A 14,606-nucleotide genomic window follows, 5' to 3' on the forward strand; every position below is an offset into this window, starting at 1 on the left:
GGCGCAAGTCGCCAAATCGCAAATATTAAAAATATTTTTTTGAAACGGCACTAGTTCGGTCGTCGGAGTAATGCGTTTGCCGGTTTTTTCCGCGGCACGGAGGGTGTCTCGCCATGTGGCGAAGGCTTCTACGCTACTCCTCAAGAGCTCCGGCTCCTGCAAACCTGCTACCGCTGACGACAGACTCAGCTTACTTATGGTCCACTGGCTGTCAAAACCGTACCCGGCAGCAAGCGCGATTAGACGATTCGTTGCAGGAGCGACAAGCCGTTCTTGTTGGGCTGGCGGATACTCGAATTCTAACAGGAGCCCGCTGCCCAGTAGGAGTTCGGGGTAGTCCACCTCGATTCCCTCGTTGGCCAAAGCACCTTCTAACCGGAAAACCTCTGGAAACTGCTGCTGGAACCATGAACGGTTCTTCTCCACCCACTCTTGGTAATCTATATCCTCCAGACGAACCTCTTCACCGCCGGCCAATAGATCCACCTCGGAGCGGTCCGGGAGTCTTCGGGTGGTTGTGGCGGCGAATGTCTCAGGTTTGGTCTCAAGGGCCCAGTGCGTTAATCTGTATGCATCGCAGGTGACGGGGGCCGACGCCACGAGTGCGCCGGACGTTTGGGTAATTCGGGACAGATAGCCGGCACCTACTTGAACCGTACTTGCCTGGGATTCGAATCGCACTGAGCCTTCGGCAACAATAAGGGTCGTGGCATGATCTGTAACTTGTACATCAAAAGTCGTGCCAGTGATGACCGCCTTGCCATGGGCGGTCGCCACAACAAAGGGATTCCCATCATGCCGAACGTTGGCAAGTATCCGGCCGGCATCGAGTTGCACCATACAGCCCAGCCGGCTGTCCGCCGTCAACGGCCTGACGCGGAGAACTGTACCGCCGGCAAGGACCATCCGGTGCCGCTCATTGAGAAAAAGCGTTCTGCTCTGGCCATCCTCTATGTGGATTTCAGAGTCCGGATTCAAAAAGACCCGCCCTTGATCGGACAACAGCTCAATGCGAATGCCGTCACGCGAGCCTGCTCCAGCCAGGGGAGACCCCCGCTCGGCAGGTGTTTGGCGGCCTGCAAAGAACACAAAAGCAAGCGACAAGACACCGATAAGTATGCAGGCAGCCACAGCAAGCTTTCTGACGCCTGAGAACCAATCCCTCGCAATCAGGTTTCCACACCCTTCCGATTCCCGGATTCGTGCCAGGATATACTGCCAATTGAGGTCCACTCGGTCCCGGCTCAGTATATGGGAAACTTCCGCACCTTCGGATTCCGCTGCCAAGCAGTGGTTTGCCTTCAGAATGCCCAAGACAAGTTTGCTTCGTTCATAGTCGCGTCTGCATGCAACACAATGCTCCAGGTGGCCCGCCACCGCGGTCCGCACTTCCTGAGGCATGCTGGCGTCCTCCTCTATGTGGACCGCAATCCAGCGTTGCACCTCAGTACACGTTAGCTTGTCTTCTGGCCGCTCGTACATTCGCGAGTCTCCGATTCTGCCAAGCGGGCGATTATCGATGTTTTGACCGCTTGGTCTATTTCTTAGTGGCAGAAGCGGCCAAAATAGTAGGTGCCTGTTGCCATATTTTTCAAAAAGAACATAAGTGATTGTTGGGCAAGAACTTACAGGCAAGTCATTCCCTGCGGGAAGCCGGTCGGGCACGGATCACACAGTCTTTCGACTCAGGTTATCAACAAACTAGTCGCGCAAATCGCTCCTTATACGGCGGCAAGAAGGATTGTTGCATTCAGATGTTGCAGTATGAGATCGTTGCGCAGATTTTGGAATACAGCGGATCCTGGCTTCACGCTTGTGGAATTACTGATCGTCATGGCTTTGATAGCAATGGTGGTGGTCACGGCAATTCCCCGCTCAAGTAGAAGCGATGAGCATCTGAATGTAGAGAGCATGGTCCTGAATCTGCGGGAGAACGCACGTTACGCAATCAATCTGGCCTCTGATTCAGGGCGGCCGGTCCGTTTTGTGGTTTGTGACACAAAGAGGTACTACAGCATCGAAATAGCGGCTGATTCCCAAGCGGAAGTCTTTGCCCCTGTCGAAGGTCTGCTGCGGGTCTATCCTGAAGACGTGCTAACTTTACAGACCAACGGCTTCCAAGACCTGGGAGGCAAGCAATGCCTGATCTTCTCGCCGCGTACAGACTGGCCCATAGCCGAGCTTACGATCTTGGGCGCAAACTGTGGCAAGCGGTTGAAGATCCAGGGAATATACAGCGAAGTAGAGGACCTGGAGTTATGATGGCGCCTCACACGTGGTTGAAGCGTGTCCGCCGGCGTGCTTTTTCAATCATTGAGGTGATCGTTGCAATGACGATTCTGGGGATCTCCATGACGGCGATATTTGCGGCAATAGCAACAACGTCAAGGGCCGCGCACCATGCAAGGATGCAAACGGAGGCAGTCCTGCTTGCAGAGTCTTTGCTTACTGAAGCCACGCTCGCCCCAAGTAGATCATACAGCACTCGGGCAGGGGCTCATGAGGCCTTCACCTGGCAAGTACAAACCGGCCAGACTCCCGTTGAGGAACTAGGCTTTGTGAAAGTAACGGTTCATTGGCAAGAACAACAGCGTGATCAGGAATACGAGTTGATCTCATTCGTGCAGATGCAATCATTTGGCCACTGATATGCGGCAAACAAGCAGAGGTTTTACCCTGACAGAGATACTGCTGGCGATGCTCATCGCCAGTATCCTGGTCCTTGGTATCAGTGCCGCCTACCAGCAAGCGCACCGGGTCTGGGTACGCACAGAACAAAATCGGCCCCTCTACGCAGACGCTCGCATGATTGTGGAAACACTCAGAACGGAGTTGTCCTGCCTCTACATGCCGCCTGTCGAAGAAGACCAAGAGAAGGTGTTTGTGCTCGCTACGGAACCTGACGGCAGGATCGAGATGGTGTTTTACACGCAGGCCCCCGGTTACCTTAGCGCCGTCGGAGCCGGACGCATTGCCAAGGTGCGATACTGCTTCGACCGCGATCCACAGACCGGTGAGACAGCATTACTTAGATCCGAGCAGGAGTGTGCGGGCGAGAAGGTGATTGGACAAGAGGTCTCCAGCGTTATGGCTAAACGGCTCGCCAGCTTCAAACTGTGGTCCTATGTTCCTGCGGGAAGCTCAGGCGACGCAGATTGGCGGCAGTCCTATGCGTCTGCAGAACAAGCGCCCAAAGCCATCAGGGTTACGTTCAAATGGGCCGCCGATCAGAGCGTTCCGGACAAAGAATTTACAACTGCAATTGTAGTGCCTTGCCAGGCATCCTTGCAGCACCCTTAGATGACGACATCAAGGTGCCCTTTCACGGGTCTCACCCAATCAACATAAACCACCCTGGAACGCTTTTCTATATGGAAGGGATGCAATTTGCACGTAATGTGCATTCTCCATACGGAATAGCAAAACCCCTGAGTTCATAGTTTGTAGGGAGCCAAGATGCGGCATTCTGCCACACAAAAGGCATTTGTTGTCTTGTCGGTGTTTGGTATCGGTTTGGCCTTCTGGTCCTTCCGCGAGGCGACCTTTGCCGCTGAAGGCGGTTTCGACCCGTTTGCGGGCAACCAGACAACCGGATCGCCTCGAGCAAGCGACATGTCTGAGGCCGGTCCCGTCATTCCCATGATGCAGTTCTCCGATGAGAACATCACCAGTGCCTTCCAGATGATCAGCGATGTTACCGGATGGAGCATATTTCCGACTTCGGACGTCAGCAAAGCCAAGGTGAGCCTTTGGGTCAATAACATCACCGCAGGTGAACTCCTGGAACGTGTCGTCAAGCTTGCCGGCTTCGTGTACCATCGCCAAGGCAACATAATCAGCGTGATGACCTACGATGAGTATATGCAGCATTATGGACTTTCCAAAGAGGTCATTCCGCTTGCATATGCCAACGCTACCTCCGTGGCTGCTGCGATTAAGCCCTTTATGACGAAGGTCGGCAAAAGCGTTGTCCACAATGAAACGCAAACACTCGTACTTTATGAAGTCGAGGCTAACCTTGACACTATTCTGACAATTATCCAGGAATTGGACACCCCAACGGCACAGGTGATTGTCGAAGTCATCACCTTGCAGTACGCCGAATGTGAAAGCCTCGCGGATGTACTCAACAGTATCTTCTCAGACAAGGATACGGGCGCAAAGAACAAAGCAGCGCAAGTTCCTCCAAACGCTTCGCCAAATCCGGTGGCAACAGATGCATCCAAGCCTGACAGTGCCCCAGCAAGCGTGGCGCCCTACGAACCGATGCGCGTGTTTGCCCTTGCCCATGCCAACCAGCTGGCACTTGTCGGAACCGAATCCGACATTGCGAAGGCCAAGGAACTCATCACCGTCATTGACGTGCCAAACGAGAACATGGTCTTGGAGGTTCATCAGCTCGAGTATGCAGATGCCGAAGTCATTGCGGCCACGCTGCAGGAACTCTTCGCCAACAAGCAGGCCGGATCCATTGAGGCCACCCGCCCGGTTGCGGCCCGCACACCTTCCGTGCCAAACTCAACCGAGGGAGCAGTTAACGGCTCCGCTGCCCTGTTATCGCCGGAAACCCGCGTGGACATCCGCGCCGTGGGGCGAACCAATCAGATCATTATCAAGAGTTATCGCGCGGAGATCGAGAAACTGATGGAGTTGGTCAAACGCCTGGACACATTTGTTGAGCCGCTCACACGTAGTTACCGTCTCACCTATATCGACGCGGCTGAGGTCTACAGCGGCATTGAACGCATCGTCAGCGTCTATGGAAGATCTGACGGCTATGGGTCTTCCCGCGCCGGTACGTCAAGAGAAGGCTCGGGCCTTCGAGGTTCCAGGGACAATGGTGTCGTACTTGTCGAAAAGACTAATTCAATCCTTCTCACGGGACCGCCTTCGGTGCACAGGATCATGACGAGTATCGTCGATAGCATCGACCAGGCAAGCACCTATGAAACGGGCCTGATACGTATCTATAAGATTGAGAACGCAGATGTGGAAGAGGTGGCGACAACTGTCCGGGAACTCATACAAGAGGACACCAAAGAGACACGTTCCACAGAAGAGGCCAGGTACGCGGATCAGACGGGTGATCGGGCTGGCCCAGGCCCTGAAGGAATCAGCACAGCTGAGACCGAAGCGTATATTCCGGAGATTGAGGCCCGGGTCTCAATCAACAAATCGACCAACTCCGTTATTGTTCAGGCGACCGCTCGGCAGCATCGCGAGTTGGAGAAACTCATTGCCGAGCTTGACAAGAAACGCAAACAGGTGCTCATCAAGGCGCAGATCGTTGAAGTCACCACCAGCGACGGCCTTGACCTGGGAGTAGAACTGGATTACCTGGCCAATCACGCCCTCGCTTTCACCTCGTTCGGCCTGTCCACATTCGATCCCTCCGCGTGGACCCGGGGCATCACAGTGGGTCCCGGCGGAACGGCTGCCGTCTTCGGTTCAGACGAGGTCGAGGCCATTCTGCACGTCCTCAAGTCCGATGGCAACGCCCGTATCGTATCCATGCCTCAGGTCTTGGTTAATGACAACGCCGTCGGCATTATCAACGGAGTGGCGGAAGTGCCAACCACACAGATTAACGCCAGCGAAACGGTGGCCACCACGTCCTTTAGCGGTTTCGTCCAGGCCGGCACACAGTTCATCATAACGCCCCATATCAGCGAGAGTGACTACCTGAGGGTAGAATATCAGATTGAACTGAACTCGTTTGGGGTCAAGCCCACAGACCCCTCAATCCCGCCGCCCAGGAAGACCACTAACATAAGAAGCGAGGCGACCGTGCCCGACGGCTATACGATTGTCGTAGGCGGGCTTCAAACGATTGATGAAAGCGAGAACGTCGACAAGGTTCCCCTGTTGGGCGACCTCCCCATTGTAGGTTTTGCCTTCAAAAACACAATGATCAAGAAGGATTACAAGACAACATACCTGTTCATAACCCCCACCATCATGCAGGATGAAGATTTCTCCGATCTCCGAAGTTCGACGGAGAAAGCATGGAAACAGGTGCAACCTGGCGCGAAGACCGATCCGTTATTGGAAATACTCACAACTCGGGATGACAAATGATCCATGAACGTTCTGGTGGCCATACCTGTTTACAACGAAATCAAATACGTGGAACGGGTGATTTGTGCCACGCGCAGGTACACCGATCACCTCCTTGTAGTTGATGATGGGAGTACGGACGGCACATCTGCAGTTATTTCTCAGCTGCAGGGCCTGCACGTCATGTCTCATTTGACCAACCTGGGCTATGGCCGCACTCTCATCGATATCTTCAACTATGCCGCCGCCAAACGGTACGCGTGGGTAATCACCATGGACTGTGACCTCCAACACGAACCGTCGTGCCTGCCTGTCTTCTACACGCATATTCAAGACGGCCTTGCTGATGTGTACAGCGGCTCTAGGTATGCCGATGTCGGAGCAAACATACGAGCAGCGCCCTCAGACCGAATGATCATAAACCGCAGGATCACGTCAATACTGAACAGAGAGCTCGGACTACGCCTTACGGACTCTTTTTGTGGCTTTAAGGCTTACAGAGTGGGCAGTCTGAAGAGTCTTTCGTTTTCGGAGAGCGGCTATGGGTTCCCATTGGAGTTCATCATTAAAGCCGTCTGCATGGGCCTGACTATTCACGAGATACCTGTTCCACTCATCTATGTCGATCCGGGGCGTTGCTTCGGTGGACAGCTTGACGATCCTACGGTGCGATTGAAGCACTATATGGAGATCATCGAAAGGGAACTGAGGCAGAATGCCGGTAGAGACGCTAGAAGATCTGCATGTGCCCAGGAATAGGGGAGTCGTGTTTGTCCGCCCCTCCTTGTCTGAGTGGCAGGTGCTAACACGCCGCAATACCGCAGCCTTGAGCACAATCGCATTGCGCAGCGGGGTTCGAACTGAATTGCTCAACGTGGCAGTCTCCTATACGACAGGGGTTCTGAACTGTCCGGCCCAAGTGCACCCTGAAATGATAATTGCCACCGGGCATCAGCCTGTTTGGCAGCATTGCGGGATTTGGGCCAAGAGCCTTGTTGCCAATAGATTTGCGGAGAGCCTGGGCGGACATTGCGTGTTTCTTGTGCTTGATCACGATATCTGCAGCACTGATCTGTTTCTTCCCCCGCAGACTGGAAACCCCCAAGGCACCAGAACCGTGGGACTCGAGTCTCACCCGACAGCAATGCCGGTCGAGTTTCGTTCCACGTGTAAGCCTGTGTCCAGTTTTATTCAAGAAGTGGTCGATGGAAGGCCCGAACAGTTCTGCAGTTCCGTTTGGAACAGGCACATGAGACAGAGCATCCACAGAACACCCGGCGACGACAACGTTTCCGACTCGGTCACATACCTGCACGCTGTACTGAATCGTGCCTCTGGTCTTGACCGCATTCTGTATTTGCCCGTTTCACTGCTGAGCCACAGCACGGGTTTCCTGGATTTTGTAGCGCACATTGTGCAACATGCCCGCGCTTTTGCAGACATGTACAACCATTGCATTGACCGTCAAATTGAGGCCTGGGGCATTAAGCCGAAGGAAACGCTGCGCCAGCTCAAGATCGACGATGACTGCAACCGTGTCGAACTTCCTTTTTGGCTTGTCTCGGCGTGCGGTCACAGATGTTCGTTAAACCTGGTATTCGTTGGCCGTGATCAATGCAAAGTCTTGGCAGACTCGAACGTATTGGCAAGCGTCGATTTGCGGAGTGAAGAAACAGTCAGCCGCCAACTGGAGCGCCTGCTTATTTCCACTCAATATCGTCTGAGACCCAAAGCAGTGACCCTGACCCTGTTCACCCGTCTCTTTCTGGCAGATTGGTTTGTTCATGGAGTTGGCGGGACTTTCTATGAAACCATTACCGACCGGCTCATAGAGGACTACTATGGAATCACAGGTCTTTCTTTTGGTACGGTTACCGCCACTATGACTTTTGCTGAGCAGGACCAAACAGGAAGAGGTCCCGCCAACGTCCCTTCTCGCCGCCAGATGTACTACAACCCAGAGCGGTTTCTACCACCAGAACTATTCGTAGATGAAGAAACCCGAAACTTGGTTTCCAGAAAGCGTGAGTTGATCAAAGAGAGCAGAGATGGCAACCTGTCCAGAACTCGAAGACACCTTGCATGGCAGTCTCTGGGTGATGTGAACCGTCACCTCAGACAAGTTGCAGCTTCGCAGCTGGTTGCTGCGGACATGAAATCACAGACAATTGAGTCGCCGCTGGCGGAGGCTGACACCCTGGCAAGCCGTGAGTACTTCTTCGGCCTGTTCCGCGAAAGCACACTGCAGGAACTCGCTCAAGATATTTCGTTCGAGTCCCGCTAGGCCTCTCATCGTCCACTTGACGGGATGCATATCCTTCTGCTCAGTGTCTGCCACAAGCAATAGCGTGATGAAAAAGCAAACATCAAAGCCGTGCGACGAAGACATCGATTTGATGCGTCGGGCATCCTGGGGCGATCTAACAGCCTTCGAGGCGCTCTATCGCAAGTATTGCCACGCCCTCTCCAGCTATTTGGCCGCCCTGGATGGACACCATAGCAGTCTGGACGACCTCATACAGGAAGTCTTCGTAAGAGCCTGGCACAGCCGGCAGAGGTTCCGGGGCAGGTCGACATTCAAAACGTACCTGTTTGGCATTGCCCGAAATGTTCTGCACGAAGAACACAGACGCCTGTGCAAGGATAGGGTTCGGCGTCAGAAGTTCATTGAGCACAGTATCCAATCAACAGACACCAGGGCGTCAGACGACCTTTGCCGAGATGAGCTGGTGCTGGCCGTGCAAGAGGCTCTAAAGAGATTGACTTTTAAGCAGCGAAAAGCCATTCAGCTCTTCCATATCGAAGGCAAGTCATTGAGAGAGGCCGCAGTTTTGGCCGGTTGTACAATAGAGGCCTTCCAAAAGCGTTTGTTGCATGGCCGCCGACGGCTCTTGGATGTCTTCAAGAGCCTGCAGGATGCCGCCTCTTGAAACTTTCCCTGGACCGCTTATCGGAACCTGAATATCACCGCCAGTTCCAATCGGACCCGAAAACCCGCGTAAGCTTCCATTCAACCGCATTGTCGCGGTGTACCAGTTCAAAGACACCCGCGTCAATATCCCGCACAGGCGAATGAAAGTCGGGCCAAAGCCGGTCAAAAACGTTCATCGCATCTGCTGAACTACCGGCAAAGACGGCGACATACCTTTGGTTGTTCAATGGATTGGGGTAGATAAGCACGAAACCAATGTCCCTGCCCGTGAACCTATGCCCGTCGGCCGAAATAGAATCTGGGGTCATGACGACGGGAAGCTCACTCGCTATCCGTGCAAGCACTTTGTTCATTGCCGCATTACCAAAGAGAACAAGGTTGGAGTCTTTGATTTGTAGTTCGGTAATCCGTGTATCGGGGATCACCGGAAAAGTCACCCGTCCCATCCAGGGGGGACTTGAAAAGGACTCCGCACAGGATCGCGCAGCCTCAACAAGCAACTTGTCTGTGGAGTCGGTCCCGTACACAAGCGTACACGGGCCACGATATATGTCCCAGAGGGGTCCACATCGCCCCGTGTGTTTTCGTGGACCGTCGTGCTCGCGTCTCTTCACGAAATACCCGCTCCGGTCAGGCTTTCCGTCAAAGACCGTCTTGCCGTTTTCGACAATTCGAACGCCTGCCGATACATCCACTGGACAATCGCCAAAGAAGATCGTGTAGTTGGCAACATTGTCCGTTTTGAGTTCCAGTAACGGCCCATTCACCCGAGCATCCACAGTTGCAATCATCCCGAACTCACTCAATTCGCTGAGTTCAAACCAGTAATACCGGCCCGGCTGCTTCGTGCGGCACGATACGTGTTCGGGACGGCTCACCTTCTTCTTGGTAAGCAACCACGCTTCGATATCCGGCCAGTTCACGGCAAAGCTGTGCCCCATACCGGCATGTTCCGTGTACTTCCAGTCAGCCAGCCCCTTGTCCAATGTCTGCTTGTAGACAGCCCGGGAGTAGTCGGCAGACAGAACAGCGTCGTCACTGCCTGCATGGATCCAAAACGGTACATGCATGGCATTTGTCAAGGAATACGAATCGTCGCATCGCCCACAAACCGGAACACAGGCAGCCCAAATGTGGGGGTATCTGAGTCCCAGCCTGAATGTGCCGATTGCGCCCATACTGAAGCCACAGAGGTAGATGCGGTCTTCGTCGATAGCGAGTACCTGCTTGGCAAAGTTAATGCACTCCAATACATCCTCTTCGCCCATGCCGGTATACCAGAGCGAGCCCCGACCGTAGGGACCTATCTGAACCATGGATTCGATGTCCGGTGCAAGAATCGGCCCGTCTCCGAGCCCATGGAGTGTCACAAGCAGCGGCCATTCCTTGTCAGGTGTGTAATTCTCAGGCAGCTTCATAAGCAGTGGCTGCTGACTCCCATCGATCTGACTCCTGAATCGTAGCGAGAGCGGCTTGCCTACAGGTAAGTGCGGCAATTGCCGATTGTCATACCGGCGGGTGTCCAGATTGGCCGCAGCAAGGACAGATATTCCGTTGATGCATACGATTGAAATCAGCAGCCACACGCCTGGTTTTGCTCCTGTGCTCCGCATCCATTCCTCTTCACAAATAGTAGGTAACGATATCCTCGGACGTGTCGGCGATTTTGACCCCCTTGGGCAGTACTGATACGCGTTTGGCCCCCAGACCAGTTGCGATCTCCGACTTGATTGGGTCGCTACTTACACAGGAAAACGAAATATGGTGCACCGCCAAAACGGTCGCATCCTGCAAGGTACGGGATACCAACTCGGCAGCGCTGTTAAGAAAAGCGTCATGCACAAAGAAATCCAGAGCAGCTGTATGCCCTTGCGGCGCCGACCGGGGCCTGATGACATGGGCGATGCCAACAATGCTTTCTCGAGACCCCGACGTCAGTACGTTCATGACGCCACCCCGCCTGGCGATGGAGCGCATCATAGACGGGAAGACTGACAGAAAGACGGTTGGTTCGGAGTACATACTGGAGTATATCCCCGCGGCCAAGTCAAATGTCTTCATCAGACACGGGAAACACGATAGTGCCTGTATCTTCGGGTAATCCCCCCAGGTCGCCGGGCGGATGAAGGCCCTGTAACCTTCATCCAGGAAATAATCCTGCAATGCAGCATCGCCGTCCAGAATATATCGCATGACGATGCCGTGGTATGTCGTGAAGCCGAGCCGACGATACAAACCGACGGCTGGATTTGTTTGAGAAACCCCCAGGTAGAGAGCTTTGCTGCCTAGAGCTTGGAGATAACTCGTAACTTGCTCGATCAACCGTGTACCGACGCCTTTTCCTCGCCGATCCTCCGCAACAGCGACGGGGCCGAGGATCGCAATTCTAGGGTCACTGATGGCATGGAGACAGCCCGCCGCCCCGCAAATCCTTTTTCCGGCCTGGGCCAAAAAGAACGTACAACGCAATGTATCAGAGTATTCGCCCCGTAGTGCCGATCGAAAACTGTAGTCACCGTATTCGAATATGCCAAGCAAGAATGATTCCGCCTGACAGGCAAGTCGACTCTGTAAGGGGGCAACTACTCTTTTGATGGCTAACTGCATATCATATCTGCACGAACTCTACTGAGGTTTCACATGCTGCTTCAGCCAGGCATCCAAGCGGTCGCTTAGCGAAAGCATCTGATCTGTAAAGGCGGATCTGCTGAGTTTCCGCTGCTCGCCCAGATCCTTTGTCAAATCATAGGCGAATGTAACGCCTTCCGCGACCACACATTTATGCTGCAGCGACCGGATGATGTACGCATTGGGTGCCGCCCCCCCGGTGTATTCTGCAAAGACATACTCGTTGACCGCCTGCGAATTGCCCATAAGCAGTGGAACCAAACTCCTGCCTTCGCACTGAGTTGGAATCGGAATCGCCAGATACTCCAGGATTGTGGGCATGACATCGATCTGACTGATTAAAGACTCTATCCTGCCGCATTTCTGAGACAATTTCGGCGCCGAAACCATCACAGGCACATGTAGCAATTCGTCAAAGATTCCATGATGGCTGGTATGACCATGCTCATAGAATTGCTCTCCGTGGTCGCCCATAACAACGACGAGGGAATCCTCCATCAGGCCGCAATCGTCCAGGAAGCTGAGCATCTCGCCAAGATCATCATCGGTCTGCCGCACCTCACCATCGTATAGAGCGACAATATGCCTGATGTCCTCTTCTGCGGGAGGATTGCTGAAAAGCGGTTCCCTGGCGATATTCGTGCCATCGATCGGCCCTTTGTAGTCTGCGTCATATTCGGTGCCGTACGGCTTGGCCGGCACATAGTCCCAATGCGTGTCGTAATAGTGGAGAAACAGAAAGAACGGCCTGTGCCGGTTGCACTGCAGCCAACGGACGGCCGCATCGTTAACAAGAGGGTTGGTCCTGCTTTGGTCAATATTGACCTCTTTGCCACTGAGTTCCAAGCTCTCCAGTATTAAGCGGACACTGAAATCATCGTAGAAGTCAAAACCCTGACCAAAGCCGTGCTCTGTGTCCAGTCGGGGATTGCAGCAGAATGCCGCGCAGTAGTACCCATAGTCCTTGAGGATTTCAGCCAACGTTTGGGGATGGACGGAAAGGTCCTTATCGACGTGTGTCGCACCGTGTCCGCTTGGATACAACCCGGTAAAAACCGTCCCGTGGGCCGGCATCATCCAACTCGAGACGGCATATGCATTGGAAAATAGCAGGTTCTCCTTGGCAAATGCGTCCAAATGCGGCGTGGTATCCCTCTCATAACCAAGGCACCCCACATGATCCGCCCTCAGAGAACTGATCGTAATTAGAATCACGTTGGGGTACGGTCTACCCATGTGTGTCAGCGATGTGCCTGTGGTTTCTGTATCAGGGACGCCAATCGCTATCGAAACACACGACAGAGCTGCCGTAATGACACATCTAAGCGTATAACAGATCATGTGCGCAGATACCTCAAAAAGGCAACCATAGTATCCTGCGGCAGCATCTACAGATTGCCGATCTTCCGCAGTTTCTCAAGCATCCGTCTTGCCTGATCGGCCGCCTTGGTCTCAGGAAATTTTTCGACCAGCTCCTCGAGAACGCCGGTGGCCTTGCTGTAATCCTGCTGCGCAAGGCAGTCCGTTGCCTGCGACAGCAGAATGGGTGCGACCATTGGATCGTCACCATAATCCTTCAACAGTTCATGCTCCAGGGCCGCAACTCTGGCAACCTGATCACGTTTGCGACGGAGGGCCCACCATTTGACGTACATCAGTTTTGGTCTGTAAATCTCGCACCTGTGATCACTTAACGCCGCATCAATGCCGGCCAGAATAGCATCCGTGTTGTTGCTTCTGGAAAGCGCATAGAAGTACAGCCATCCAGCCTTTCCGGATTCGGCGTGGCTTGCGTGCCCCTGATAGATGTCCCGGGCCTGGCCTGCAGCGAGCGCGTGATTTCCGGAATCTAGCCACAGCTGCACTATCTCAAACTTCAAGGCCACAACTTGGTCCCCGTGATCTGGCGGAACGAATTCCAGTGCTTTGGTAAGACATTCGACGGCCACATGCGACAACGGGACGCCACATTTTTGGGAAGCCGAGCGGTAAAAGGCAAGCTCAGAAAACGGACGATCTTCGGTGGCAGCCGACTGCCTTGCAAGTTCCATCGCCTGATAAGGCATCCCGAAGTGCAGAAGACATGAATCCGAACAAAGGTCCAAATGTACGGACCGCTGCATCCAACGCGGAAGCACGTCAGCCTTGACGGGTTGTTTGTCAGATGCGTGCAACAGGGGCAAGACCATGACATAGTCATATGTACCCTTAAAGGCCGGCTCGGCCACGGCAAGGGCCTGCCCGGCTTTGGCCAACGCGGTGCTATAGCCCCGCAGCCTCAGATCATAGTAGGTCGCAAGGAATCTCCTTTCCGCCTGGGTCAGGTTGGGAATCGTGATCGGCTTGGAAAACAACTGCGTAGAAGACTCGTACAGTCGCTTGGCGGGCGCAATCTGCATGGACTTGTTCTGTGAATCAGGTTGCGCGGCAAAGACTTCGTCCGCCATCGCCCGCATCCGTTTACTCGTGGCCTGCTTCAATTGCGACTCCATTTGGCTGGCTAGTGCCTCTGGATTGAAGGACAATCGGCAACCTGTTCCCATTTCAAAAGGCAGAACAGTTCAAGCCACAAGTTCAGAGGTACAAGACTCAGAAGTTGGTGGAATTTCCTGCCATACCGATTCCAAGGCGAAGTCTTCCATAAGTGCCAGTGTAACCAACACTTTCAGTGGAGTTGCAGAATCCCTTGGTGGAGTTGTGAAGGGTGCTGGAAAAACTGTTGAAGGAACGGTTGGTGGCTTGGGGGAGTTCATCGGGGGTACGGTGGGTGGTTTGGGAGATCTACTTAAGGGAACCGTGGATGCCGTGGGACAGTCCACTCACGGAGTTGCGAGAGGTCTTGGACAATTCGTCGAAGACGCTGGAGAGGTTGTGCTTGAAGCTGCCGACGTGGCGGTAAAGGTGGTTTTTGTTGCTGGCGTAGTGTTCCTCTACATAGGGCTTGCTGAATAGATTGTAAGTTGCTGTTTTACAGTGGTATGCGTTTCGG

Annotated in this window: 12 protein-coding genes; 7 read left to right on the forward strand and 5 right to left on the reverse strand. The window is 53.8% G+C overall.

What is annotated here, in order from left to right:
* On the reverse strand, positions 1-1,401 hold a 1,401-nt coding region (locus PLL20_18950), incomplete at its 3' end, for a FecR family protein (protein HPD32075.1).
* A 363-nt stretch (positions 1,402-1,764) separates the two neighbouring features.
* Here PLL20_18950 and PLL20_18955 point away from each other — a divergent pair.
* The 6 genes from PLL20_18955 (at position 1,765) to PLL20_18980 (ending at position 8,987) form a co-directional block, all read left to right on the forward strand.
* Entirely contained in the window at positions 1,765-2,262 is a 498-nt protein-coding gene (locus PLL20_18955; protein HPD32076.1) for a type II secretion system protein, read from the forward strand.
* A gap of 375 nt (positions 2,263-2,637) precedes the next feature.
* Positions 2,638-3,300, forward strand: a complete 663-nt coding sequence (locus PLL20_18960; protein HPD32077.1) for a prepilin-type N-terminal cleavage/methylation domain-containing protein — start codon at positions 2,638-2,640, stop codon at positions 3,298-3,300.
* A 156-nt stretch (positions 3,301-3,456) separates the two neighbouring features.
* Positions 3,457-6,078: a secretin N-terminal domain-containing protein gene (locus tag PLL20_18965; protein ID HPD32078.1), complete on the forward strand. Its 2,622-nt coding sequence runs from the start codon at positions 3,457-3,459 to the stop codon at positions 6,076-6,078.
* A gap of 3 nt (positions 6,079-6,081) precedes the next feature.
* A complete protein-coding gene (locus PLL20_18970; protein ID HPD32079.1) occupies positions 6,082-6,816 on the forward strand; it encodes a glycosyltransferase family 2 protein in 735 nt (244 codons plus the stop codon).
* A gap of 490 nt (positions 6,817-7,306) precedes the next feature.
* Entirely contained in the window at positions 7,307-8,341 is a 1,035-nt protein-coding gene (locus PLL20_18975; GenBank protein ID HPD32080.1) for a hypothetical protein, read from the forward strand.
* A gap of 67 nt (positions 8,342-8,408) precedes the next feature.
* On the forward strand, positions 8,409-8,987 hold the full coding sequence (locus PLL20_18980; protein ID HPD32081.1) for a sigma-70 family RNA polymerase sigma factor: 579 nt from the start codon (positions 8,409-8,411) through the stop codon (positions 8,985-8,987).
* Between the two features lie 34 nt (positions 8,988-9,021).
* Here the strand turns inward: PLL20_18980 and PLL20_18985 are convergent, their stop codons facing one another.
* The 4 genes from PLL20_18985 to PLL20_19000 all read right to left on the reverse strand — a co-directional run bounded on the left by PLL20_18985 (position 9,022) and on the right by PLL20_19000 (position 14,064).
* Positions 9,022-10,602, reverse strand: a complete 1,581-nt coding sequence (locus PLL20_18985; protein HPD32082.1) for a dienelactone hydrolase family protein — start codon at positions 10,600-10,602, stop codon at positions 9,022-9,024.
* A gap of 10 nt (positions 10,603-10,612) precedes the next feature.
* The gene (locus tag PLL20_18990; GenBank protein ID HPD32083.1) at positions 10,613-11,596 is read right to left on the reverse strand and encodes a GNAT family N-acetyltransferase; all 984 of its coding nucleotides are present in this window, start codon (positions 11,594-11,596) and stop codon (positions 10,613-10,615) included.
* An 18-nt stretch (positions 11,597-11,614) separates the two neighbouring features.
* Positions 11,615-12,853 carry a sulfatase gene (locus PLL20_18995; GenBank protein ID HPD32084.1) on the reverse strand — a complete coding sequence of 413 codons (1,239 nt, stop codon included), beginning with the start codon at positions 12,851-12,853 and terminating at the stop codon, positions 11,615-11,617.
* Positions 12,854-13,005: 152 nt separating this feature from the next.
* A complete protein-coding gene (locus PLL20_19000) occupies positions 13,006-14,064 on the reverse strand; it encodes a hypothetical protein (GenBank protein HPD32085.1) in 1,059 nt (352 codons plus the stop codon).
* Positions 14,065-14,131: 67 nt separating this feature from the next.
* Here PLL20_19000 and PLL20_19005 point away from each other — a divergent pair, with 67 nt between their 5' ends.
* Positions 14,132-14,569: a hypothetical protein gene (locus PLL20_19005; GenBank protein HPD32086.1), complete on the forward strand. Its 438-nt coding sequence runs from the start codon at positions 14,132-14,134 to the stop codon at positions 14,567-14,569.
* The last annotated feature ends 37 nt before the right edge of the window (positions 14,570-14,606 follow it).

The sequence above is a fragment of the Phycisphaerae bacterium genome (genome assembly GCA_035384605.1).
Taxonomy (GTDB): Bacteria; Planctomycetota; Phycisphaerae; order UBA1845; family PWPN01; genus JAUCQB01.